Origin of the sequence: Adhaeribacter aerolatus (genome assembly GCF_007991635.1) — a bacterium.
Taxonomy (GTDB): Bacteria; Bacteroidota; Bacteroidia; order Cytophagales; family Hymenobacteraceae; genus Adhaeribacter; species Adhaeribacter aerolatus.
The window spans coordinates 84,446-108,281 of sequence record NZ_BJYS01000015.1 but is presented as its reverse complement, the minus strand read 5'-3'; the positions used below and the strand labels follow the sequence as shown (position 1 = coordinate 108,281).

Annotated in this window: 14 protein-coding genes; 10 read left to right on the top strand and 4 right to left on the bottom strand. The window is 45.5% G+C overall.

Going from position 1 to position 23,836, the window contains the following annotated elements; translation table 11 throughout:
* Positions 1-44 precede the first annotated feature (44 nt).
* The 5 genes from mutM (at position 45) to AAE02nite_RS11055 (ending at position 6,093) form a co-directional block, all read left to right on the top strand.
* Positions 45-854, top strand: coding sequence for a DNA-formamidopyrimidine glycosylase (gene mutM, locus AAE02nite_RS11070; protein ID WP_146897795.1), 810 nt, complete (start codon positions 45-47; stop codon positions 852-854).
* Positions 855-1,052: 198 nt separating this feature from the next.
* Positions 1,053-2,069: an inositol monophosphatase family protein gene (locus tag AAE02nite_RS11065; protein ID WP_146897794.1), complete on the top strand. Its 1,017-nt coding sequence runs from the start codon at positions 1,053-1,055 to the stop codon at positions 2,067-2,069.
* Between the two features lie 534 nt (positions 2,070-2,603).
* Positions 2,604-4,004 carry a S8 family peptidase gene (locus AAE02nite_RS11060; RefSeq protein ID WP_246150969.1) on the top strand — a complete coding sequence of 467 codons (1,401 nt, stop codon included), beginning with the start codon at positions 2,604-2,606 and terminating at the stop codon, positions 4,002-4,004.
* Positions 4,005-4,477: 473 nt separating this feature from the next.
* Positions 4,478-4,642: a hypothetical protein gene (locus tag AAE02nite_RS26285; protein ID WP_170252579.1), complete on the top strand. Its 165-nt coding sequence runs from the start codon at positions 4,478-4,480 to the stop codon at positions 4,640-4,642.
* Positions 4,643-4,710: 68 nt separating this feature from the next.
* A complete protein-coding gene (locus tag AAE02nite_RS11055; RefSeq protein WP_246150968.1) occupies positions 4,711-6,093 on the top strand; it encodes a S8 family peptidase in 1,383 nt (460 codons plus the stop codon).
* Between the two features lie 55 nt (positions 6,094-6,148).
* On the opposite strand, the gene AAE02nite_RS11050 is transcribed toward AAE02nite_RS11055, so the two are convergent.
* Positions 6,149-7,039: a VOC family protein gene (locus AAE02nite_RS11050; protein WP_146897793.1), complete on the bottom strand. Its 891-nt coding sequence runs from the start codon at positions 7,037-7,039 to the stop codon at positions 6,149-6,151.
* A 403-nt stretch (positions 7,040-7,442) separates the two neighbouring features.
* On the opposite strand from AAE02nite_RS11050, the gene AAE02nite_RS11045 reads away from it, so the two are divergent.
* On the top strand, positions 7,443-8,525 hold the full coding sequence (locus tag AAE02nite_RS11045; RefSeq protein WP_146897792.1) for an NADH:flavin oxidoreductase/NADH oxidase: 1,083 nt from the start codon (positions 7,443-7,445) through the stop codon (positions 8,523-8,525).
* A gap of 108 nt (positions 8,526-8,633) precedes the next feature.
* Here AAE02nite_RS11045 and AAE02nite_RS11040 read toward each other — a convergent pair whose 3' ends face one another.
* From AAE02nite_RS11040 to AAE02nite_RS11030, 3 genes are all read right to left on the bottom strand, one after another.
* The gene (locus AAE02nite_RS11040) at positions 8,634-9,140 is read right to left on the bottom strand and encodes an Mpo1 family 2-hydroxy fatty acid dioxygenase (RefSeq protein ID WP_146897791.1); all 507 of its coding nucleotides are present in this window, start codon (positions 9,138-9,140) and stop codon (positions 8,634-8,636) included.
* Positions 9,141-9,370: 230 nt separating this feature from the next.
* A complete protein-coding gene (locus AAE02nite_RS11035) occupies positions 9,371-14,413 on the bottom strand; it encodes a DUF8696 domain-containing protein (RefSeq protein WP_146897790.1) in 5,043 nt (1,680 codons plus the stop codon).
* Between the two features lie 1,058 nt (positions 14,414-15,471).
* Complete coding sequence (locus AAE02nite_RS11030) at positions 15,472-16,539, bottom strand: substrate-binding domain-containing protein (protein WP_146897789.1); 1,068 nt, start codon at positions 16,537-16,539, stop codon at positions 15,472-15,474.
* 482 nt (positions 16,540-17,021) lie between these two features.
* Between AAE02nite_RS11030 and AAE02nite_RS11025 the strand changes: the two genes are divergently transcribed.
* From AAE02nite_RS11025 to AAE02nite_RS11010, 4 genes are all read left to right on the top strand, one after another.
* Entirely contained in the window at positions 17,022-19,115 is a 2,094-nt protein-coding gene (locus tag AAE02nite_RS11025) for a beta-N-acetylhexosaminidase (RefSeq protein WP_146897788.1), read from the top strand.
* 224 nt (positions 19,116-19,339) lie between these two features.
* Positions 19,340-20,779: a PQQ-dependent sugar dehydrogenase gene (locus AAE02nite_RS11020; RefSeq protein WP_246150966.1), complete on the top strand. Its 1,440-nt coding sequence runs from the start codon at positions 19,340-19,342 to the stop codon at positions 20,777-20,779.
* A 736-nt stretch (positions 20,780-21,515) separates the two neighbouring features.
* A complete protein-coding gene (locus AAE02nite_RS11015; RefSeq protein ID WP_218033475.1) occupies positions 21,516-22,793 on the top strand; it encodes an Nramp family divalent metal transporter in 1,278 nt (425 codons plus the stop codon).
* Between the two features lie 26 nt (positions 22,794-22,819).
* The gene (locus tag AAE02nite_RS11010) at positions 22,820-23,836 is read left to right on the top strand and encodes an NAD-dependent epimerase/dehydratase family protein (RefSeq protein ID WP_146897787.1); all 1,017 of its coding nucleotides are present in this window, start codon (positions 22,820-22,822) and stop codon (positions 23,834-23,836) included.

The following is a 23,836-nucleotide window of genomic DNA, read 5'->3' as shown; positions in this document are numbered from 1 at the left end:
CTTATTTTAGCTTCGGTAGTTTAAGAAGCACAAAGTTTTGTTTTATGCCCGAATTACCCGAAGTAGAAACCTACCGCCGCTATTTTGAAGAAACCGCTCTGGGCCAGACCGTCGCCAGTTTGGAAGTAGAAGACCAGCGGCAACTTACCACCGATTTTGATACGCTCCAGCGCGAGCTGAAAGGTGCGCAGTTTACCAACGTACACCGCATAGGCAAACACTTTTTAATAAACCTAAACACCGGCAAAACCCTGGTACTGCACTTTGGCATGACCGGCGATTTAGCTTACTACCGCGATGCGGAAGATACACCTCGTTTTGCCCGCATTGTTTTTATTTTCCAGAATGGTTTCCGGCTGGCGTTTATTGATTCGCGTAAGTTTGGTCGCGTAGGGCTAGCCGAAAGCGTAGAAGCGTACCGCCAGGAGAAAAGTTTAGGCCCCGATGCGCTGGATATTACCTTACCGCAGTTGCAGGCGAGTCTGGGGAAACGCAAAGCACCTATTAAATCTTTATTGCTGGATCAGAAAATTCTGGCGGGTGTTGGTAACTGGATTGCCGACGAAGTTTTATTTCAGGCCGGCATATTTCCGGCTAAACTGGCTAACCAGCTTTCGACAGACGAATTCCAACGCTTGCACACCGCTATCCAAATCGTGCTGCGCACCGCCATTGAGCAGGAAGCTATCTACGGCAATTTTCCAAAATCTTTTTTAATTCACGCCCGCGGCTGGGACGATAGCGCTTTAAAACCCCTCGACCGACAAGTATGCCCCGTACACCAATCGCCGTTAGAAATAAATAAGGTGGGTGGCCGTACTACTTACTTCTGCTCGGTTTGCCAGCCGCAATAGATGCACCAGTAAGCTAATATTATCGGATTAATGCTTTTAACAGAACAACTTGTTTATACTGGTAATATTTCTTGTATCAGGCTAAAATATTGCTTGTTACAACCTGATGGTAAAGGATGGTAAAAATTTGTGCTGCCCAAATTTATGTGGTTTAGGATTGGTAATATTGCAGGCTTGTTAAATTTAAATGCTAAAGCCATGAATCACGAATTAATCCGGGAAGTATTATGCCAGATTGGCGAGGCCGTTTGCCGGAAAGTACACCAGTCGTTAAGGGAACAATCAATAGAAGAACGGGCGGCCGTGCACCAGGAAGGTGCCGACGATACCATTTACCAGATTGATAAAGATGTAGAAGATATTATCCTGCCTTTGCTGCGGGCACAAGCCGCCGCTTTAGGTGGCGTGGTGCTGATTGCCGAAGGAATTGGTGAGGATTCGGAAAGTGGGTTGGTACTGCCGGAAAATATCACCGCCGGGCAAGCTGCTATCCGGATTATCATGGACCCGATTGATGGCACCCGGGGCATTATGTACGACAAGCGTTCGGCTTTTTTTCTGGCCGGAGCCGCCCCCAATAAAGGCAGTAAAACTTGCTTGCAGGATATTGAAGTATCCGTTATGACCGAATTGCCCACTTCCCGCAGCGTTTTAAGTGATACTTTATGGGCAGTAAAAGGGCAGGGCGCGCATCGCTACACCTGGCACCTGGAAAAAAATACCCGCGAAACCCGAACCATCCGGCCTTCGCAATCGCCGACCTGGTACGGTGGCTTTGGGCAGATAGCCCGCTTTTTTCCACCGGGTCGTGATGTGCTGGCGGCCATTGAAGACGAAATGCTGGCTACTTTGTTTCCGGATGCGCCTGAAGGCAAAGCCATTGTTTTCGAAGATCAATATATTTCTAGCGGCGGGCAGTTGTACGAAATATTGGTTGGGCACGACCGTTTTGTGGCCGATATCCGGGAAAGCCTTTTCCGGAAGATGCGAAAAGCCGGTCAGAAAACCGGCCACGTTTGCCACCCCTACGATGTTTGCGCTACGCTCATTGGCCAGGAAGCGGGGGTTATCATTACCAATCCTGCTGGCGAACCCCTGAATGCGCCACTCGATACCACTAGTCCCGTAGATTGGGTAGCCTATGCGAACGGACAACTCAAAGCACAAATTGAACCTATTCTACACAGGGTTTTAACGAAATATGGTTTATTATAATAGCACTAGTAGCAGCCGGTAAATTATTTGGGAGCTTGGTTTATAGCCAATATTATTTTAATGATGTTTTAAGCAATTGTTATAGGCATTGCAAAAGTTTTTCTCAGAAAAATATTTTCCAGGAGAATAGCTAAATACTAAACGGTTCTGCCGCTATTACGTATGCTCCAGAAAAATCAATCTTTAGTACCTTTCTTAAGATAAAATAAAAAGCCATCTGCGGAAAACCCTCGTTCCTTTAATAGAAGAATGCGGGGTGCTTAAAGGTTTTTGTTTAAATATTCTGAGGTATAAAGTGCCCTCAATTTAATTATTAAGGTATATTAGGTTTTGACGTTGCTGGTTACTGCCAGAACTTCTTTTTTCCTGGGTTGGAAACTGCGGGTATAGTTAGATATTTTTCAAATACAAAACGGTAAAAATTATTACAGCTAAACATAGCTGTTCTGTGGTGTTTTATGCCGAAATATATAGCTTGAATTCCTTTAACTAATATTTATAAATCTATTTATCAACTTCTACAAAATTGTTAGTATGAAAATCAAGTCTATTTTAATGTCCGGCAAATCGGTGATTGCGACCGGGATTCTGTCTATGGCGGTATTGGCTGGTTGCGAAAAGAATCTGGATGAACCAACAGGTTTAGCCAGCCAATCGGCTTCGTCGGATGCCGTAGCTCAGGCCCAGAATCATGTACCGAATGAAGTGCTGGTGAAGTTCAAAAAAGGAGCTTCCGAAGCGGCCCGCGCCAATGCTTTAGCCCGCATTAGCGGTAAAGTAAAAGAACACATCCTGACTAAAGCCATGGAGCGCTTTGGGGATGAAGGTGTTTACTTGGTGCATACACCCCTGGCGGCCTTGGAGGCTGTTGCCAAAGCTAAAGGCCTGGAGGTAGAATATGCCGAGCCGAATTATATTTATACCCACAGTGCCGCATCAACCGATACTTATTTTACCAATGGTTCTTTGTGGGGCATGTACGGCGATGGTTCCTCGCCAGCTAACCAGTACGGCAGCCAGGCGGCGGAAGCCTGGGCTCGTGGAAATACTGGTTCGGCTTCGGTTGTGGTGGGTATTATTGATGAAGGAATTCAATTTGAACACCCGGATTTAAAGCCTAATGTCTGGACGAATCCGCACGACCCGGTTGATGGTGTGGATAATGACAAAAATGGGTACGTAGATGATGTGCATGGCTGGGATTTTGATGGTAATGATAATACAATTTATGATGGTGGCAGCCGGGGTAGTTTAGATGACCATGGTACCCACGTGGCGGGTACCATAGGTGGAGTAAACAATGGAACCGGGGTAGTAGGCGTGAACTGGAATGTTACCATGATCTCCTGTAAATTCCTGGGCCGACGTGGTGGTACAACAGCAAATGCGGTTAAGGCCGTAGATTACCTGAACGATCTGAAAAGCCGTCACGGTATGAATATTGTAGCCAGCAATAACTCCTGGGGGGGCGGTGGCTTCTCGCAGGCCTTATTTGATGCTGTTAACCGGGCCAACACTGCCAATATATTATTTGTAGCGGCGGCCGGTAATGGTGGTAATGATGGCGTAGGCGATAACAATGATGTTACTGCGAGTTACCCGTCAAATTATACTTCGCCTAATGTAATTGCCGTAGCAGCTATTACATCTACCGGTGGCAGGTCATCCTTCTCTAACTATGGAGCTACCACCGTGGATATAGGCGCTCCGGGCTCCAGTATTTACTCTACTACTGCCTTTAATACTTATTCATCGTACAGTGGTACCTCTATGGCTACCCCACACGTTACAGGTGGCGTTGCTTTGTATGCTGCCTCTCATCCTAGTGCTTCGGCAGCAGCCATTAAAAATGCTATTATAAGTAGTGCGGTACCTACCCCTTCCTTAACTGATAAATGTACTAGCGGTGGGCGTCTTAATGTAAGCGGTTTTTAAAACCGGAATTCATAAGTAATCTTAAAAGGTCCGGCAGTCATAGGCTGCCGGACCTCTATTTTTTAGGGATAAATAAACTTCAATACAAAAATGATTTATCTAATGAAAATTGATTTTTTACAGGTTTTTCTAATTGTGTATAATTGTATTAACTAAAGTTATGGCGGTTCGTTTGTGCTGTTTGGTTATTTTGAGTAATTATAGTTTGTAAATATTGCTTATCCTTCCTCTGGCGATTAATAGCTGTTGTAAATACCTGGAACTATCTTTTGTGATGTTAAAAGTTAATATTAAATGTATTTTCAGAATGTGGTTTCTTATTAATGTTGTTGGTTTAAATTGTGCTTAATTAATATTATTCATTTATTAATAAAGATATTTTATAAAAATTTATTTAATTTTTTTTATAACAAAATTATGTAGATATATTTCGAATAGAAATTATTTACCCTTAAAAATAAGCACTTATAACAATGGGAAAGCTCCTGCATTGGGCTATTACCGAAGCAGACAAAACCGTTCAGGCTAATGCGTCTGCTGCAGGTAAATGTTTTGTCGGTGCTGCATTTTGCGGTAAATCCGCTACAGGTACCAGGCTAAGCCCAATGTTTTCTGGTAAATATGTTGTGCTGCCATAATCTTTAAATAATCAAATAAACCTAATTCATAAATCTATTTCCCTTATTTATTCCAAAAACAAACTGGTATGAAAATCAAATCTATCTTAATGCCCGGCAAATCGGTAGTGGCGGCTGGTATCCTTTCGATGATGGTATTTGCAGGTTGCGACAGAAGCCTGGAGGAACCTACGGCTATTAACGGCGGAACTTCTTCGGCAGATGCAGCAGCCCAGGCATTGGAACACGTGCCAAATGAACTATTAATAAAATTGAAGCCCGGTCAGTCGGAAGAAGTTAAAGCCCGGGTACTGGCCAAAATTGGCGGCAAAGTATCTGAAAAAATATTAACCAAAACCATGGAGCGCCTGGGCGATACCGAAGGTATATTGGTAGTGCGTACGCCGCTGGCCGCTTTGGAAGCTATCAATAAAATAAAAGGGGGAACGGAAATAGAATTCGCTGAGCCTAACTACATTTACCAGCACGCAGCAACTGCTTCCGACCCTTATCTTACCAATGGTTCGCTTTGGGGCATGAAAGGCGGCAATGGCAGTAATGCCGAGGCGGCCTGGGCTGCCGGAACTACCGGGGCTGCTTCTGTTTACGTGGGTATTATTGATGAAGGTATTCAATTAAACCATCCTGATTTGGCCGGTCAGGTGTGGACCAACACTTATGATAAAGTCGATGGCATTGATAATGATGGTAACGGCTATGTAGATGATGTGAATGGCTGGGATTTTGATGGTAATGATAACTCTATTTATGATGGTGGCACCAAAGGTTCTTTAGACGACCACGGTACGCACGTAGCCGGAACCATCGGTGCCAAAGCTAATAATAGTACCGGCGTAGTTGGGGTTAACTGGAATGTTACTCTTATTTCGGGTAAGTTTTTAGGCCGGCGAGGCGGTAATACGGCAAATGCCGTTAAAGCCGTAGATTATTTTACAAACTTAAAGGTAAAACACGGGTTAAACATTGTGGCAACGAACAACTCCTGGGGTGGCGGGGGCTATTCGCAGGCGCTTTACGATGCCATTAAACGGGCTAATGATGCCGGTATCATGTTTATTGCCGCTGCCGGCAACGCCGGAACCAATAACGATGCTACTGCCAGTTATCCATCTAATTACGAATTGCCAAATGTAATTGCGGTGGCCGCAATTGACAAAAACGGTTCGTTAGCCAGTTTCTCACAATACGGCACCAAATCCGTTGATTTGGGTGCGCCAGGCGTGGCCATATGGTCTACCACCGCTTATAATAGTTATAGTGCTTATGATGGTACTTCTATGGCTACCCCGCACGTTACCGGCGCCGTTGCTTTGTATGCTTCCTTAAAACCCGGCGCCTCTGTAGCGCAAATCAGAAATGCCATCCTCAGTACTGCTGTGCCTACATCGTCTTTAAGTAGTAAAACGGTTACGGGTGGCCGCTTAGATGCCAATGCTGCTTTAGCTAAATAAAATAATCAATTTAAATATATTTAAAACCCTGGCTTTAACGCCGGGGTTTTTTTGTTTAAATATTTTCCTGTGCCTGGCCATCTCCTTCTATCCGGATAGCTAACTTATCCGGGCTTTCAAGCATAAAGCTCCCCGGTTTTTCGGCTGTAATTGGGTAGGGTGTATTAATTAAGCTGTTTTTTAAGGCGGCAAAAATCTGGGTATCCGGTATGTTTATCGTGAAACTTACTAAGCCGGTTTGTTCTTCGGGGCCGGGAGCAGCGTTTTGGCTGTGCCAGGTGTTCAGGCCAATGTGGTGGTGATAACCGCCTGCGGCTACAAACAGCGCACCCGGGTAATTTTCCTGCATTACGTTAAACCCAAGCGTATCAGCATAAAAGCGGCGGGCCTGCGCCAGCGACGATACCTGTAAATGAATATGGCCGATGAGGGTATTACGGTGTAATCCTTGCCATTCGGGCGAGTTGTCCGGTAATTGGGCGAGCAAGTCGGGAACGTCTACTGGTGAAGTATCCATTTGTACCTGCCCGTTTACAATGGGCCAGGTTTCGCGGGGGCGGTCCGCGTATACTTCAATGCCGTTGCCGTCGGGGTCGGAAAAATAGATGGCCTCGCTTACCAAGTGGTCGCCGAAGCCCGAAAGCGGCCATTTGGTTTGAATAAAATGCCTTAAAGCCCGGGCCAGTTCCAGGCGGTTGGGTACCAGCCAGGCCACGTGGTACAAGCCTGGTTGCCGGCGGTTGTGTAAAGGGGCTGTTTCGTTTTGGCTTAAAATAAGTTGGGCTGGTTCCTGACCGCTGGCCGATAGCCGGGCTTCCGCTCCATTATAACTAATTTCCTGCAGGCCGAGTATGGTGGTGTAAAAAGTATGCAGGTCGGTCAGGCGGCGGGTTCGTAAAGTCACCTGCCGGATAGATAGCGAAGAAGGTAAAATAAAATTTGCCATACAGAAAATAGGTTAAATTTTTAACAAATACCGGCAGTATAATTAAGCTAAACGCATTATAAAGCGTGGTACGGTGCCGGAAGTAAATTACTTTAATAGAATGCTGCTTAAACTAAAGACGATATATTTACAAGTCTAAGGTTTAGTATTAAACGGTATTAAATTAAAAACAGCTTATATGTAGTTAAAGCAAAGGTCTTGTTTAATGCTTTTACAGGAGGTATCCGATCGGGCGGTGGGCATTATAGATGCTGCAATCATAAAAAATCCAGATCCTGCTCTTCCTGGTTTAAGCTTTTTGCGGTTAAAATTACAGGACTGATATAATTCTGTTGCTTGGCTGTAACCTTAATTGCCGAAAGCGGCTAAAAGGGACATTATTTTGAATAAAGTTAATTTGCTTATGGACGGTTTATTTTCTCCTCTAACTATAAAATCTATTTCGTTAAAAAACCGGATAGCGGTTTCGCCCATGTGCCAGTACTCCAGCACCGATGGTTTTGCCAACGATTGGCACCTGGTGCATTTGGGTAGCCGGGCAGTAGGCGGTGCCGGGTTGGTTTTTACCGAAGCAACGGCCGTTTCGCCGGAAGGCCGCATTACCCCCGATGACTTGGGAATCTGGAAAGACGAACACATTCCGTTTCTGAAACGCATCGTCGATTTTATTCACCAGCACCAGGCTGTGGCCGGTATTCAGTTGGCACATGCGGGCCGCAAAGCCAGTAAAAGCGCGCCGTGGTTGGGTAACAAGCATTTAAGTCCGGAGGAGCGCGGCTGGGAGGAAGTTTATGCGCCCAGCCCGGTACCTTTAGCTGCCGATATACCGCCCCCGGTAGCTTTAACACTTGCCGGTATCGAAAAAGTAATTTCGGATTTTCGGGATGCCGCTCAGCGGGCCTTAGCTGCCGGATTTAAAGTAATTGAAATTCACGCCGCCCACGGATATTTATTGCACGAATTTCTGTCGCCGCTCACCAACCACCGCACCGATAATTACGGCGGCTCTTTCGAGAACCGTATCCGGCTTTTGCTGGAAGTTGTACAAACCGTAAAAACCGTTTGGCCAGCCGATTTGCCGTTAATCGTACGCGTTTCTGCCACCGACTGGGTAACCGATGTAGAAAATTCCTGGACGGTACCCCAAAGCGTGGATTTGGCCCGTCACTTAAAAGCATTGGCCGTAGATTTAATTGATTGTTCCTCGGGCGGCAACGTAAGCGTGCAGCAAATTACGCCCGGCCCCGGCTACCAAACGCCTTTTGCTCAGGCCATCCGCGAGGGCGCCCGTATTTTAACCGGTGCCGTTGGCCTTATTACTTCGGCGCACCAAGCCGACCACATTATCCGGACCGGGCAGGCCGATATGGTTTTTATTGCCCGTGAATTTTTACGGGACCCGTATTTTGGTTTAACAGCCGCAACCGAGTTGAGGCAACCGGTTACCTGGCCGGTGCAGTACGAACGGGCCAAGCCCAGAACTTAATATTTGGCCGGAAGTTCTGTGAAAAGAAGTTTATTTCTCAATCAAATCCAGTGGCAATATTTATAAAATTCACCGGGCTTTTTGGTGATTTCGGGCTGATACAGCAGGTTAGTAAGGAATACCTAGCTTTCTGAAGATGAAATGCAGCAACCAGATGGGGCCAATCAGGAGAAACTTTAAATCATCGAGAAAAGAAGGTTTTTTGCCTTCTATTTTGTGCCCGATAAACTGACCGACCCAGGAGATAAAGAATATAAACAAGCATATCTGCCACATGTCGGGCCAGCCTTCCTTCCGATGTAATATTTCGAGGGTAACAATGGTCGCTCCAAAAACCGAAATAATAAATAGCATGGCAATAGCCAACGGCGGCGAAAGGCGGAAATAATAGAAGATTGAAAACAGAATCAGAAAAGTAGCCCAGTTGAGGTAGCGGGTATATTCGCCCAGAAAAGACAGATGCGGGAACGGAATAGCCCAAACCAAGCCCAGTAGGCTAAAGACAATCAGGGGCACACAAATCCAGTGAATAAGTTTATTCTTAGGGTTCTGGTGGCTTTCGGCGTACTTCTCAAAATACGCATCCACGGGTCTTTGAGCGGCCTGTTCTATCATATAGTAAAATTAAACTTTCCGGTAAGTTTAACAAATATTTTAATCCGGATATTTACATTTCCCAAAGTTCTGGTTTAAGATTAATGAATATTTAAATTTTGAATATTTGTCGAGTGTAGTCCGGTTTGCTGAGCCTGTTGGGATTTGGGAGGTTAGTGTACTGGGCATAAACCGGAAATAAAAAAGGGCAGGTAAGATACCTGCCCTTTTTATTTCAAGCCTGATAAGGCTTACCTTTTCATCAGTTTAAGGTGGCGGGTTTTGCCGTTCAGGCGGGTAGTAATATTGTACATGCCCAGCGGTAAACCATCCTTAAACCGCAAGCTTTGTTTGTTGCTGCCCTTCTGAATGTTAAACGTGCGTTCCAGTACTTTGGCACCAATGGCGTTGGTAACAATTACGTGCATGGTACCAGCTTCTTCGGCATTCAGTTCCAGGTTTATTTCATTCTCGAATGGGTTGGGATAAACGCTCAGGTTTTCGGCAGCTTCGCCAATTTGTACCGCTTTCGGACCAAAATATTCCGCGTCACCGTTCATGTCGCGCTGCATTAAGCGGTAGTAGCGGGTGCCGTACTTGCCATTCTCTTTGTCGTGGAAGGTGTAAACCTGTTTCTGGTTGGTATTGCCACTCGCTTTAGAGTTTACAAAAGCCAGGGTGCGGTAGTTCTGCGCATCTTGCGATACCTGTACTTCAAAGCCTTCGCTGTTCTGCTCCATGGCCGTTGCCCATTCCACTTCTACTACGTTGTTATCTTGCTTCGTCGCTTTCAGGTACAGCAACTCTACCGGCAGTGGCCCGATTTGCCCGGTTACATCACTCACAAGGCCATCTGCATCATCCACGCAAATGCCAGTTGGCGCTTGTACGTCTACCCGTATTTCTATATCTCCTTCCGGTACAGATTGTAGTACAAAGGTGTTAGTGTTGGCACCTGGTTGCAGTACAAAGCCCGCGTTGGGGTTCGTAAAATCAAAGACGTACCACTTGTAGGTAGGATTATAGCTTGCGATAGAAGAATTTGCTATAAAAGTAGCCGGCTGCCCAACAACTAATTCAGTGGGCGGTGTAATGGTTACCGTGTGTGTTAAGGCAGGGGTATGCGTAACCTCAACTGAACCGAACGCGCTACAGTTTACAGCGGCGTTGCCATTAGCGGATGGAATGATGGCCTGAACGGAGTATGTACCCGGTGCATATTTGTGGTAGCCGAAAGAAATAGGGCCGCCATTACCAGGCACTGGCAAAAATACCGTTGTACTGCCCAGCATTAACTGGTAAAGAATGCCTGTTTGCGAACCGGCCATCTGTATGGTTACTCCCCCTAACGGATCAGAAACGCAATAACTGCCGCCGCCGGCCAGTACCTGAGGCGATGCCACCAGCAGGGTAATTGGATTAGAAGTAATAGGGTCGCACCGGTTCTCATCCGACGTAAACGTAACAGTTACTATATCGCCGCTCGAAAGGGTAGAACTGGTAAAGGTGCTGGCCGTTTGGCCTTGAATATTCTGTCCGTTTACCTGCCACTGATATTTTGGGTTAACAAAGTTGGCGCTGCTAGGTGTAGCCGTGAAGGTAACAGTTGTACCCGCGCAAACCGTATTAGAAGGCTGAGCGTTAGTCGCAATATTTACCGCATAGCCAAACGGAGCCCCCCGGTATATTCGGTTAGAAAATAATTCATTATCTCCCCGGTCATCAGGAATAACATCGGGCAGATTGTTGTATAAAACACATTGGGAACCACTAAAATTAGGTCTGGCCCGTACGGTATAATAATCTCGCGATTGTGGTCCGGGCAAACTAACCTGGTTTCCGGTAACGGTTAAGCGTTCGGTGTCGTTCTTGTACCACTCCAGGGTAAATTGGCTGGTTACATCCTGTCCGCCAGTCCAAGTAACTTGCTCGTATTGGGGTTCTTCGGGGTAGATTACCTCCTCAATATCTTGAATTACACGGGCCGTATAGCGGGCTAGGTTACATACCGGGAAATCTTCCGGAGCTACAGTTAATATTATGGTATAAGTGGTGGTTTGCACCACATCTATTTTTCTGGAGGGACTCGTATTAGTACAGCTGCCCGAGCTTGCGATCCGCCGGAAGTATTTTGTATTCGGTGTTTCGCCTGCGAAATAAAGATAATCCTTATTACTTGCGCTGAAGGTAGCATTAACATCAACAAAGTTAACATTGTCGTCGCTGCTTTGCCATTTATACAAATAAGTGCCACTACCGGCTCCTCCTCCTGGTGTAGATGCCCGAATAATAAGGGCGGTACCAGTGCACAGGGAGCGGTCAGGCGTAGTAATTGTATTATTAGTAATTACCGGGTTTACGGTTAAAGATACTACATTGCTCGGGCTGGAACAGCCGGTATTAATAGAGCCAGAAGTAACTATTCGCCGGAAATGTTGGGTGCCGGAGGTGCTTAAATTGAAGGTATAGTCCTGCGTAGTGGCGCCCTGAATATTGGTGAAGTTTGTTTTATCAGTGCTCACTTGCCATTGGTACGTGAAGCTCCCGGTACCCCCAGTTGGCACTGACCCTGTGATGGTAATGGCGCCACCTGAACAGGTAGAAGTATTATTTGCCGTTATAGTATTGTCTGTAATTGCCGGATTTACAGTTACGCTTACTACAGCACTGGTACTGGTGCACCCACCAGAAGTAACTACGCGACGGAAGTATTGAGTGCCGGTTGAGGTGCCAGCATTAAAAACATAGTCCGGGGTGGTAGCATTCTGAATATCGGCAAAAGTTACATTATCGTTACTGCTTTGCCATTGGTACTTATATGAGTTCGGACCAGCGCCGCCCTCTGGGCTAAGCCCTTCCAGGGTTACCGAACTACCTGCGCATACGTTCTGGTTGCTGGTGTTTTTAAGCGTATTGCCCGTAATTACCGGATTCACGGTGATAGCTATTCCCCCACTTATATCTGAACAAGCACCGGAAATAACTACCCGGCGGAAATACCGGGTACCGGTAAAGGTGCCGGATGTAAAATTATAATCCGGGTTGTTACCATTTGTTTTTATATCTGAAAAAGTATTTGGGTCTCCGGTGTTGCTGCTTTGCCACTGATAGGTAAACGTATTGTTGCCGCCGGTTGCCTCAGGAGCCACGATGGTGAGTGTGCTTCCTGCGCAAATAGCCTGGCTGGGAGTACTGATGGTATTGTTAGAAATTGGAGCGGCCACATCTACCTGAGTAGGAGTAGAAACCACAAATGGGCAATCCGTCAAAGTTGTCTGGACCTCCACCGTATAAGCACCGGTTTCGGTTACAACCAGCGAGCTTGTTGTGTTAGAAAGCGGTTGGCCATCTTTAAACCATCTGTAACCAAAATAACCAGAAATAGCATGTAGTATAGTACTTTGAGAACTGCAAAGCTGAATTCTGGCCCCCTCCGCAATAATAGAAGCCCGATCTAAAATAGTTACTGCCACCGCAGTTGAAGTAACAGCACAACCATCATTGGTTACTTGTACCGTATAATTGCCAGTCTGTCCGGCAACGAAAGTAGCACCGGTAGCACCTGCAATAAGTTGATTGTTTCGGAACCATTGGTAGTTGGCACCACTAGTAGGTGATGCATTTAAAGTAACCGTGCCGCCGGGGCAGGCCCGCGTACCGGTTGTCGGTACGTTAATAGTGGCAGTAGGCGTTTGTGAAACCGTAATAGTTTGGGTAATACTGCTGGTACAGCCGTTTTGGGTAGCGGAATAGGTAATGGTATGGGTGCCCACGCCGGCCGCAGCCGGGTCGAAAGAGGTGGCAGCCACCCCATTTACCGTAAATGTGCCGCCAGCGGGCAATCCGCCGGTAAGAGCAAAAGCAGGGGCACTGGAACAAACATTAGCAAAAGGAGCTAAACTAACAGTAGGGGTTTGTAAAACTGTAATGGTTTGTCTGGCCGTACTGCTACAGCCATTCTGGGTGACAGTGTAAGTAATGGTATGGGTGCCCACGCCGGCCGCAGCCGGGTCGAAAGAGGTGGCAGCCACCCCATTTACCGTAAATGTGCCGCCAGCGGGTAATCCGCCGGATAGGGTAATAACACCGGCATTGGAACATACATCTAAGAACGGATTCAGGCTTACAGAAGGTGCCTGAGAAACGGTAATAGTTTGGGCAGCGGTACTGCTACAGCCATTTTGCGTAAAGGTGTAAGTAATAGTATGTGTGCCTGCACCTACCACAGCAGGATCAAAGGTGGTGGCTGGTATGCCATTAATTGCATAAGTCCCATTGGCCGGAGAGCCCCCGGTAAGGGTAAAAACAGGGGCATTGGAGCATACATCTGAGAACGGGGCCAGGCTTACAGTAGGTGCCTGAGAAACGGTTATGGTTTGTCTGGCCGTACTGCTACAGCCATTCTGGGTAACAGTGTAAGTAATGGTATGGGTACCCACGCCGGCGGCAGCCGGGTCGAAGGAACTAATTGTATTCCCCTCACTATCGGTTCGGGTGGCTATTATACCATTAACGGTATAAATACCGCCAGCCGGAGAACCTCCAGTTAGAGTAAGAACACCTGCATTGGTACAAATATTATTGAAAGGAGCCAGGGTAACCGTGGGTGCAGCATTTACGGTTACATTATGGGTAGTAGTTAATACAGGTGCTCCGTTACAGTTAGGATTAACGGTAACCTCAATTCTAACGGTACCGGAAGTACTGCTAAAATTCACTATCGCTTCGGGGGTAGTTCCACCGGATGTTATGGTAGCAGACCCAGATAAAATACGCCAGGCGTAGGTAGTTGAACCACCCAGGGCTGGAACCCTGTAATTAGCCGTATTAGCCGTGGCACTAACACAAACACTGGCCGGACCGGTTATGGTTGTATTGGTAGGATAAACCGACATTTGCATTGGGTTGGAAACATCGGTACCATTTTGCCTTACAACAACTATTAAAGAACCGGCAGTCGCTAAAACTGTATTAGTTCCCGCAATATCTACTTTTACCTGATTGGCGCTTCTTGATTTAGGCGTAAATACAACCTCACCTGCAAAGGCATTGCCGGTAATTACTACCGTAGCTCCATTTTGATCTGTGCGGGTATCAAAACCAGAGCCGTTTATAGTTAGTTCAAAACCTTGTTGTACTGCAACACAGCCAGGGTTTATAGAAGTAATAGTTGGCGCTTGCGCCGAAACAGCATTATAAACGAAGAGCAGAAAAAAAAGTAAGGTTATTTTTAAAAGAGTTTGCGATCGAAGCTTACTAGGATCGGGAATGAGATGGGTAAAATTTTCTTTCATAATAGGGGAGTTTAAGCGTACTGAAATTAGGATTCTTGTTTAGCTGATATTCGGGGTAAAGTGGTCTATAGTGGACGTAGTTGATGTTTTAGCGGGTAACGCACCTTTTAGAAGAAGGTTGTTAAGAATCAGCTATGATTTTCATTATTTTTTATAAGAAAAATCTGGTTTAAAAAGAAGGTGATGGATATTTTTAAGTTTTCCTTTGTAAGGACTTTAGCTTGTTATCTGGCTAACTATAAGAATAGTAAATGATTAGTAGCGTAGGAGATTAAAGGTAACAAATAAAAGATATTGTTATTTTTAGGACAATGCAGAGATTAAAATAGCGATATAAAATAGCCTCGACGAGAAATATTTTTCTAATAAATTTTAATAACCATAAAGCTATTTGCAGTATATTAATATATGTAAATATTAAAACAATTGTAGGTACAACTGTTTAAGGTTAATTATCCTGGCTCTTTTAGTGCTAAGGCGATTTTCTCGCGTGCCAGAGTAATTACTGATTTTTGTACAGTTAACCAACTAATCCAAATCCAACGATACTTGAATTTTTAACCAGGTACAGATAATTTACTAGGGTCTTAATTTATTGTTGGAAAGGCCTGATCTGGTAAATATTCGGGTGTTGCGGAAGCGGAATTAATGGTACGCGCTAGTTGGCGCGGGAGCCATTAATACAGAAGACTAAATGGAACTCTTGGCAGCCTTGAGAAAGGACCGAAAGCGAACTTAACCATTATAGAAAATTGGGCTTCGGCAATCCGGTACAAAATACAGGGTTATGGCAACATTGCTGGCAGGAACGATTAAAAATAGTGCACCATTAAATATTAAAAACATCGGCTTAAGAAATGCTTAAGGCCTGTATAAGAGCGAGGGTTCTTGCAAAAGGTGTGTATTGTCGTTCTTATTTGGTACTAACTGATGAGTTACCTGCTACAAACCCGGCCGTAATAAAAGAGCGCTCCTGGTTTAAACACAACAAAAGTTCTGTTGCTGTCACCATAATTTAAGCCGGTAGATTTATCAAAGCCACCTATACTATCACTTGTTTACCCCTCATTATCTATGTAGTAACTCAGGTTTTCCTGGGTAATAATATCTAAGGGTAAATATTTAATCGGCTGTATTTCTTTTTTGAATACTAAAAAATCAGTTAGTTGCTGAATACCCCAGTACCCCTGACCTTTGGGGTTTTGGTTTATCAAAAAGTTAATAATACCAGTTTCGAGGTAATACAGGTTCTTGGGCAATAAATCATAACCAATCAATTTGATATCGGTTGTCCGGTGTTTTTCGAGGTAAAAAGCAATCTCGTAAGCTTTGGAGTTGGTTACAAATATCCCTTTGAGGTCGGGATATTGCCGCCGGACTTTGTTTAGCTGCTCCGTAAACAGACCGCTGTCGGGGTTGCCTAGTTCCAGCCGTACCACCTGGTACTTGTCGGTAAGTTTTTTCTCCACGAAATAATGGCGAAAGCCTTCTTCTTTCTTCATCAGGTGGGCCGAGTTGGGAATATCTTCGTAGACGTGGGCCACCAAAAAAGTACCGGGTTCGGGTAAGCCAAAAGTAAGCAGCTTGGCCACCAAAAAGCCACTCTGGTACGAATCCTGGCCAATATAGCTCAAAGGCGTAGCATCCGGAATTTGGGTGTTAAATAATACGTAAGGAATTCTTCTAAGGTCCCACTGGGCAAAAAACGATAAAACCTCGCGGTAAAAAACCGGCGCCAGCAAAATACCGTCCGGTTCCGACTGTGTGGCTTCTTTGGCCTTTTTAAGAAAAGAATCTACGTTATAGGGGTTAAAAATAAACGACGTAACCGAAATGCCGTAGTGGCGCAATTCCTTTTCTGCTTTCTCTAACCCGGATTTAGGCGCTTCCCAATAAGGATCTATCAACGGATCTGGAATTATAGCCGCCATATGGTACACTTTGTTGCTTTTCAGGGTACGGGCAATCAGGTTGGGCTCGTAATTCATTTCCTGAATAATCCGGAGTACTTTCTCGCGGGCTTCTTCCGAGACCCGGCCGCGGTTGTGCAATACGCGGTCTACGGTTCCCTTCGAAACTTCTGCTTTTTCGGCAATATCCTTTATCCTGACTATCTTATTTTTCACAACTTACTTTGTTTACTTCTTCTAAGAACTACTTTATTACGGTAAGTTCGCCATTATCGCAATATATAATTTTTATTTACCTTTATTCACCAGCTTTAACCGGCAGGCGATTATTCCAAAATAAGTTGCTGGTTAAATACCTGTTCTTCCGGTATTAATTTGTACCGGTGTTTTAACTTAATCTTTCCCGAAAGACTAACAAACGCTGCAATAGTCATTTACGGCCGAAATGCAGCGAGAATAAATATTTTAAGCAGGCCAGAATGTGGTCGAAAACAATTTAAATATTTATTCATGTGTACGAGCACATTTTTTTAAATTATCTGTTTGCGTTATAAATAGAAATGATTAAGTTTGGTAATGCACTAATAAAACCTGTAAAAATCCTGTGAAGTTTGCCTATAATATCTCCCGGATTAATCATAAAAAAGGATTTATTCAGCCTGCGCATTAACCCATTTTAGTAGCTTAATTCAAGACCAATGAAATTTATATACTGCCAGGTTTTAATTTGTTTGATTCTGATAAAGGCCCTGGCGGCCGATCCCTTACCGGCCGATTTTTCGGCCAATTTTAAATTATTGCCCCAACCTCAAAAAGTAGAATTGCTTTCGGGTGGCGGAATGCCCTATAGCAACCTGAAAGCTATTCACCTGCAAGGAACTGCGACCAGACCGGTTTTATACGGGTTGCTTAAAAATTTGCCGCTGGTAGCCAGCGCCGGAAAAGGCGTAATAATCTTAAACATTACCCAGGAGAATCAGGTACCCACCTCACCCGAAGGGTATTTGCTGCAGGTAACTAATAATGGAATAGCTATTTCGGCCCGCGACCAGGCCGGCTTATTTTACGGTTGCCAGACGCTGAACCAGCTCCTGGAAGATGCCCGCGACCAAAACATAGAACTGCCTGCTGTTAAAATTACCGATTTCCCCGAAGTAGCTTACCGCTCCGTACACCTGGATTTAAAACACCATTTAGATACCGGGCATTATTACTACGATATGATCGATCGATTGGCCCAGGTAAAAGTAAATGCCATTATTGTAGAGTTTGAAGACAAACTGCGGTATCGGGGAGCGCCGGTAGTGGGGGCCAGCCACGCCATTTCGGTAGATGAATTTGCCGCCATTAGCCGCTACGCCCAGGAACGGAATATTGAAATAAGCCCCCTGGTACAGGGTTTGGGCCATGCTTCTTTTATTTTAAAGCACGAGCAGTACAAGCCTTTACGCGACGATCCTGCTTCCGATTGGGCTTTCGACCCGCTTCATCCCAAAACTTACGAGGTACAATTCTCGCTTTACGACGATGCCCTGGCGGCTACCCCCAGCGGTAAATATTTGCACATTGGCGGCGACGAAGTAGGAAAACTGGGCATGTCGGAACTGGCTAAAAAATCCGGTAAAAAGCCGCTGGAGTTGCAAATGTACTGGTTGAGTAAAGTATGCGAGTATGCCCGCCAGCACAACCGCATTCCCATCTTCTGGGACGATATGCTTTTTAAATTAGCCGGTGTTTATGAAACTACTTATGATGACCGGATGCCAAAACAGCGGATAGATAGCATCTGGCAGGCTAACGAGCCGCAACTGGTTCAGAATTTGCCTTTATTCCCGAAAGATTGCGTTTACATGCGCTGGAACTACGATACACCCGATATTTACGGCAATAAAAAAGCCATTGATTGGTACAAGGCCAATAATTTAAAAGTTATGGCGGCCACTGCGGCCCAAACCATGTGGCCCCTGATGCCCCGTGAAAATTCTAACTTTAAATCTATAAAAGATTTTAACCGCATCGCCGCCGAAAAGAAAATGGATGGTATTTTGTGCACCGTGTGGGACGATTGCTCGCCGCACCACGAAACCGTTTGGCGCGGGCTTTACAACTTTGCCCTGTTTAGCTGGAACCACGAAGACTTGGCTGCCGACGCGGTGAATGCCCTGTACCGCCACCGGTTTTATGGTCCGGCTTTAGCGGAGACCTCCTTTGAGTTTCAGAACAACCTGGAGCAAGCCCTGGTATTCTGGGAAAAGGGTTTAATTGATAAAGGTCACCGGAATAATTATCCCGGAAAAATTGACCTCATAGAGTTACCCGGGGCTAAAAAGAGCGGGGCCTGGCGAAAGCAGTACCAGGATAAAATTAAAAAAGCACACACCGAAGTGCAGCGTTATAACCAGATTAAGGAAACCATTGCCAGAGCCAAAACGGCTGCCGTACGCAACCATTATAACCTGGAACTGTTTAACCAGATGAACGAACTGCAGATTTACCCCGCAAAATTATTATTGCTGCTGGACGAGTACGACAAAACCAAAGCGGCTGGTGCAAAGAAGGCGGCTGCGCAGCAAATCCAGCAATACGTCAATAATTTCCCGAACCTCCGGAAGCAGTACGAAGAAGTGTTTTCGGAAACCCGGTTCCTGCAAAATCCGGCCGGTTACCAACTCGACCAGAACGGACACCATCATTTAGCCAACGGCACCAATAACAGCGACTGGATGTACGTTTTTGAGTTAGAAATGAATAAAAAACTAAATAACTGGTTCCCGCAAAAAGAAAGTTTATAGAAGTAGCCGCCTTGTCCCTGTTATTGCCCTTCTAAGGCCGGTATTTTGATTTAAAACTACATGAAATTTTCTTCTTTTAGCACGTTGCTGCTCTGTTTTTACCACTCCTGGGCTGTCAGAACAAGTTTGGTGCAGGTAGTATTAACCATACTCAAGAGGTTGCGTTTTCCACCCCCGTAGAAACTTTAATTACCCTGGATTCTACCCAAATAGGTGTAGGAACAGTGGCATCGGGCTTGGATGTGCCCTGGGAAATGGTTTGGGGGCCTGATAACAATATATGGTTTACGGAACAGGGCGGCACCGTGAGTAAATTAAACCCAGCCACCGGCCAGCGGAAAATATTGCTTAAAATTCCGGATGTATACCGCCGCCGCTCTATGGGCTTATTAGGCATGGCGCTGCATCCTGATTTTAAAAAATCACCTTATGTATTTCTGGATTATACTTACCTGCAGGGAGAGGCCGTACGGTCGCGGGTGGTGCGGTATACGTACCAGCGCGATACCTTAACCAGTCCGGTTATATTGCTGGATGATATTCCGGGAGCAAACGGCCATAATGGTTCGCGGGTAGTAATTTCGCCTGATGGCAAACTCATGATGACTACCGGTGATTTGAACGTTGGAAAAAATGCGCAGGATAAAAACTCCATTAACGGCAAAATATTAAGAATGAACCTGGATGGATCGGTACCCGCCGATAATCCAATCCCCGGTAGCCGGGTATGGTCGTGGGGACACCGGAATGCACAGGGGCTGGTTTGGGGACCAAACGGTAACCTGTACAGCTCCGAACACGGTGATGCCAGTAACGATGAACTTAACCTGATTGGCAAAAGCAATAATTACGGTTGGCCTACCGTAGAGGGATACTGCGATCGACCGGAAGAAAAAAACTTTTGCGCCACTACCCAGGTAACGGAACCCTTAATTGCCTGGACTCCGGTAATTGCTCCCGCCGGCATAGAATTTTACAATGGTGCTGCCATACCCGAGTGGCGGAATGCAATTCTGCTTACTACACTCAAAACCCAAACGCTCCGGGTACTTAAATTAAACAGCGGCGGTACGGCGGTAGTAAAAGAAGAAATATATTTAGATAAAGCTTATGGCCGCTTGCGCGATGTAGTGGTGTCGCCGGCCGGCGATATTTACGTGTCTACGAGTAACAAAGACTGGAACCCCGCCGAAGGTTTTCCCAAGCCTACCGACGACCGCATAATCCGCTTGTACCGGATAAAAAAAGGAGAAACCATTACCAAAGCGCCAACCCAGATTACCGCCCCGGCAACGCAGGCCACTGCTTCGGCAGCCCCGTTGGCTTTGCCCGACCTGGTGATACCCGGTAAGATAGTGTACGACCAATATTGTGTTTCCTGCCATAAAAGCGATGGCCTAGGGGTAGCCGAAACGTTTCCGCCTTTGCAAGGCGCGGAGCAAGTTGGCGATAAAAATGCCTTGATAAAGATTATGCTAAATGGGCTTTCCGGTCCGGTAAAAGTAAAAGGCGTGGAGTACAACCAGCAAATGCCGGCCTTCGCTTTTCTGAGCGATAAAGAAATTGCCGATGTACTTACGTATGTCCGGTACCAGTTTGGAGATAAGGCCAGTGGTATTGCTACTGTAGAAGTTACGAAGGCCAGAGGGGCTAGTAAAAAATAATGCCTGCTAGTTAATGAGCTTATTTTGCAATATTAAAGCATTTCTATAATTAACTAGGCATTGGTCGGCTTTTATATAATAAAAAAGTAACCTTTTTATTATTTATGATGGTGTTAATTCGGATGTTTTCTCTCGGGAAGATTATGGTAGTTCTGGTAATCCGACTTTTCGCTGTTCTGCGTGTACGAACCTTATTTTTACTTTAGGTCGCTGAAAAAAATAAACGAATATTTTTTTCCTTAATTTTTAATTGTAATTTAAGGCTGCAAGAAGGTTGAAAAAGCTTATGGCATGTGGTACTAGAGTTTCGATAAAGTAAAGCAGCCTATTTTGTAGCCTTCTTCGTCCGGAATAGAGGCAGTTAAAAATTAGAATCTATCTTCCTGAGTCACTTAGGGTTTAAAATCAGAATCTCTCTAAAGTTTAGGTTTATGAGCAATTAAGTTGACAAAATACGTGTACGTACCCGTACGCATAAATAAAACTCTATTTATATAGGAAGATAGAGTCTGATATTGAACGCCTCTTTCCCAATTCAGCAGCGGCAAACTAATTAGTCAGCACCGGAGATATTGGCTCAAAATGATGGTATTGACAAAAAAATATATTAATAGCTTGGGAATAGGTCTATACGTTAAAAAGGTAAATAATAGTTATTTAGGCTGTCAATGAATGCTTTACTTGGGCAAAAGCAATAGTTGGGGCAAGTACAAAACAAAAAGACTAGTAATATAGCATGAACACAAAAACTCAAGAGGCACAAACAGGTGTTAAACCGGCGGCCGCTGTAGATTACCAGGCCGGGGGATTTTTCCCTTCGGTCATGCGATGGCTACGCTCCTTAGGGCCGGGCATAATTACAGCGGCGCTGGTATTTGGCCCCAGCAAAATGACCATTACTTCTAAACTGGGCGCTGAATACGGCTATGCTTTGTTGTGGATTGTGGCGGTAGCCATATTCTTCATGACCATTTTTACTGTAATGAGTGCCCGCATCGGCGAGGCGACCAACCAGTCGCTGCTGAGTGCTATCCGGCAGAAATGGGGTAAAGGGGCGGCTATAGCCATTGGGCTTGGGGTATTTTTTGTAACAACCTCTTTCCAGGCGGGTAATTCTATCGGCGTTGGCATTGCCATTGCCGAAGCCAATGGTACCTCACCGGTTCTTTGGGTAATTGTATTTAATGTGGTGGGCATCGCGCTGCTTTTCTTCCGGGCTTTTTACAAAGTGCTCGAAAAGCTTATGATATTTTTAGTAGGGCTGATGCTGTTTGCATTCGTTACCACGCTGTTTCTGGCTAAACCCGATGTAGCAGGTATTGCCGCCGGATTTGTTCCCTCCGTTCCGACTGGCTCACTGGGGCTGGTTATTGCTTTCACGGCTTCCTGTTTTTCTATTGTGGGTGCTTTTTACCAATCTTATCTGGTGCAGGAAAGAAAGAAGAATAACCCGCAGGCCGTCGGCAGCCGTAGCGATAGCATTACCGGTATTATTATTCTGGGGGTAATGAGTGCGATTGTATTAATCTGTGCGGCGGCGGTTTTAAATCCGCAGGGCATTAAAGTGAGTAGCGCTTCCGAAATGGCCAAGGCGCTGGAGCCGCTATTTGGCCATTATGCCTCCACGTTGTTTTTAACGGGTTTGTTCGGCGCTTCCTTCTCTTCATTGGTGGGTAATGCCTCCGTAGGCGGTACGTTGCTGGGCGATGCTTTGGGTTACGGCAGCAGTTTAAATTCCAAAGTGGTTCGGTTACTCATTGCCCTGGTAATGGTGGTGGGCGCTGCAATAGCTATTCAGTTTGGTAAACTGCCCCTCGAACTAATTGTCTTTGCCCAAAGCGTTACTATTTTCCTGGTGCCGTTTATTGGCATTGCCATGTTTGCCGTGGCCAACGATGGTAAAATTATGGGATCGCTGAAAAATTCCCTGGCAGTTAAAATATTCGGAGCTTTAGGCTTATTAATATTAATAGGTCTGGCTTTAAGTAATGTGAATGAATTGTTTCTGAAATAAATATTATCCTGTTATAGAAATATATAATGAGCGAATTAGAAGCTTTAGAAAGAGAACTATTACGGCCTTCGGATGCCTTAATTACTGATCTGTACGACATTGAAGGCGATATTATTTTGCTGGGAGTAGGTGGTAAGATGGGCCCCAGTATGGCCCGGTTAGCCAAGCAAGCCGTTGATCAGGCCGGTATAAAAAAACGCATTATTGGGGTTTCCCGTTTTTCGGACCCTCAAACGCAAGCCGAACTGGAAGCCGATGGTATCCAAACTTACGCGGCTGATTTATTAAACGAAGATCATTTAGCTGCTTTGCCGGATGCTGCCAATGTGGTTTATCTGGCAGGCAATAAATTTGGTACCACGGGCAAAGAGGCTTTTACCTGGGCGATGAATGCGTATTTGCCGGGCCGGGTGGCCGAGCGCTATAAAAATTCGCGCATTGTGGCTTTTTCTACCGGTAATGTTTATCCTTTTGCACCGGTTACTTCCGGAGGCTTAACCGAAGACCATCCGACCGGACCGGTAGGGGAATACGGCCAATCCTGTCTGGGCCGCGAGCGGGTATTTCAATATTTCTCCGATAGATATCAGATTCCGACCCTGCTGTACCGCCTGAACTACGCCATCGATTTTAAGTACGGCATATTATTAGAAGTAGCGAAAGCCGTAAACGAACAAAGGCCTATTGATTTAACTACCGGTAACGTAAATGTTATCTGGCAGGGCGATGCGAACGAAATAGCTATTCGGGCACTGAAACACACCAGCACACCGGCTAAAATATTAAATGTAACCGGTCCCGAAACCGTATCGATTAAATGGCTGGCCGAACAGTTTGGCGTGCTGCTGAATAAAGAACCAATATTTGTGAACGAAGTGCAGCCCACTGCGCTGTTGAGCAATGCCTCCGAAGCGCACCGCTTGTTTGGCTACCCGCGCGTAACGCTGCGGCAAATGATAGATGTAACCGTAACGTGGCTGCAAGGCGGCGGTAAAACCCATAATAAACCTACCCACTTTCAGGAAAGAGACGGCAAGTTTTAA